We start from the raw sequence: 1,968 nt of genomic DNA on the forward strand, positions 1-1,968 counted from the left end.
CCTTTTTTCTTTTTTAAATTTGGCGGCCACCTACTCTCCCACACCGTCTCCAGTGCAGTACCATCGGCCGTCTGCGGCTTAACCATCGTGTTCGGGATGGGTACGGGTGTTTCCCGCAAACGCATCGCCACCAAAAAATCTTAAGTTCTTGGTGAGGTCTTTTCGAGCCTAGAGCTAAGATTGTTCGCCGCGCTTGGTAAGGTTCTTTCGAACCCAGCAAGGTGAACCTCTTCCCCTTTTCTTTCTCTGCTCTTCCCTCTCCTTGAACTCTCAACAATAGACAACAACTCTTTACTTCTTCTTCCGTTTTAGTTGGATTGCTCCAGCCGGAAAAAGTTATTCTTCCTTAGAAAGGAGGTGATCCAGCCGCACCTTCCGATACGGCTACCTTGTTACGACTTCACCCCAGTTATCCGTCCCGCCTTCGGCAGCTCCCTCCTTTCGGTTGGGTCACTGACTTCGGGCGTTACTGACTCCCATGGTGTGACGGGCGGTGTGTACAAGACCCGGGAACGTATTCACCGCGACATTCTGATTCGCGATTACTAGCGATTCCAGCTTCATGTAGTCGAGTTGCAGACTACAATCCGAACTGAGACGTTATTTTTGGGATTTGCTCCACTTCACAGTCTCGCTTCCCTTTGTTTACGCCATTGTAGCACGTGTGTAGCCCTGCCCATAAGGGGCATGATGATTTGACGTCATCCCCACCTTCCTCCAGGTTATCCCTGGCAGTCTCTCTAGAGTCCCCAGCTTTACCTGCTGGCTACTAAAGATAAGGGTTGCGCTCGTTGCGGGACTTAACCCAACATCTCACGACACGAGCTGACGACAACCATGCACCACCTGTCTCGAATGTCCCGAAGGAAAAGCAACATTACTCACTCGTCATTCGGATGTCAAGGGCAGGTAAGGTTCTTCGCGTTGCTTCGAATTAAACCACATGCTCCACCGCTTGTGCGGGTCCCCGTCAATTCCTTTGAGTTTCATTCTTGCGAACGTACTCCCCAGGTGGACTACTTATTGCGTTGGCTGCGGCACCGAATGGCTTTGCCACCCGACACCTAGTAGTCATCGTTTACGGCGTGGACTACCAGGGTATCTAATCCTGTTTGCTCCCCACGCTTTCGAGCCTCAACGTCAGTCACTGTCCAGTAAGCCGCCTTCGCCACTGGTGTTCCTCCTAATATCTACGCATTTCACCGCTACACTAGGAATTCCACTTACCTCTCCAGCACTCTAGATTAACAGTTTCCAAAGCAGTCCCGGGGTTGAGCCCCGGGCTTTCACTCCAGACTTGCTTATCCGTCTACGCTCCCTTTACACCCAGTAAATCCGGATAACGCTTGCACCATACGTATTACCGCGGCTGCTGGCACGTATTTAGCCGGTGCTTCTTAGTCAGGTACCGTCATTTTCTTCCCTGCTGATAGAGCTTTACATACCGAAATACTTCTTCGCTCACGCGGCGTCGCTGCATCAGGGTTTCCCCCATTGTGCAATATTCCCCACTGCTGCCTCCCGTAGGAGTTTGGGCCGTGTCTCAGTCCCAATGTGGCCGGTCACCCTCTCAGGTCGGCTACTGATCGTTGCCTTGGTAAGCCGTTACCTTACCAACCAGCTAATCAGACGCGGGCCCATCTCACACCACCAGAGTTTTTACCACCCGGTCATGCGACCCTGTGGTCTTATGCGGTATTAGCAGTCATTTCTAACTGTTATCCCCCTGTGTGAGGCAGGTTGCCCACGCGTTACTCACCCGTCCGCCGCTCAGTCACTCCACTCTTCTTCCCGAAAGAATCTGTGCGAAGCGCTTCGCTCGACTTGCATGTGTTAGGCACGCCGCCAGCGTTCATCCTGAGCCAGGATCAAACTCTCGCATGTAGAACTTTGGCTTCGTCTTTAAAAGCCTCTTGTTCGTTTGCGCTCCCCATGTTCTTAACGCGGTTTCCCACATGTTTAGAACTG

General features: G+C 52.1%; 2 rRNA genes. Both read right to left on the minus strand.

The features are described from left to right. Positions 1-17 precede the first annotated feature (17 nt). A 5S ribosomal RNA gene (rrf, locus tag H8S37_RS17125) occupies positions 18-135 on the minus strand. Between the two features lie 215 nt (positions 136-350). Then, positions 351-1,884, minus strand: a 16S ribosomal RNA gene (locus H8S37_RS17130). Positions 1,885-1,968 lie beyond the last annotated feature (84 nt).

Source organism: Mediterraneibacter hominis, from assembly GCF_014287475.1.
Lineage (GTDB): Bacteria > Bacillota > Clostridia > Lachnospirales > Lachnospiraceae > Mediterraneibacter > Mediterraneibacter hominis.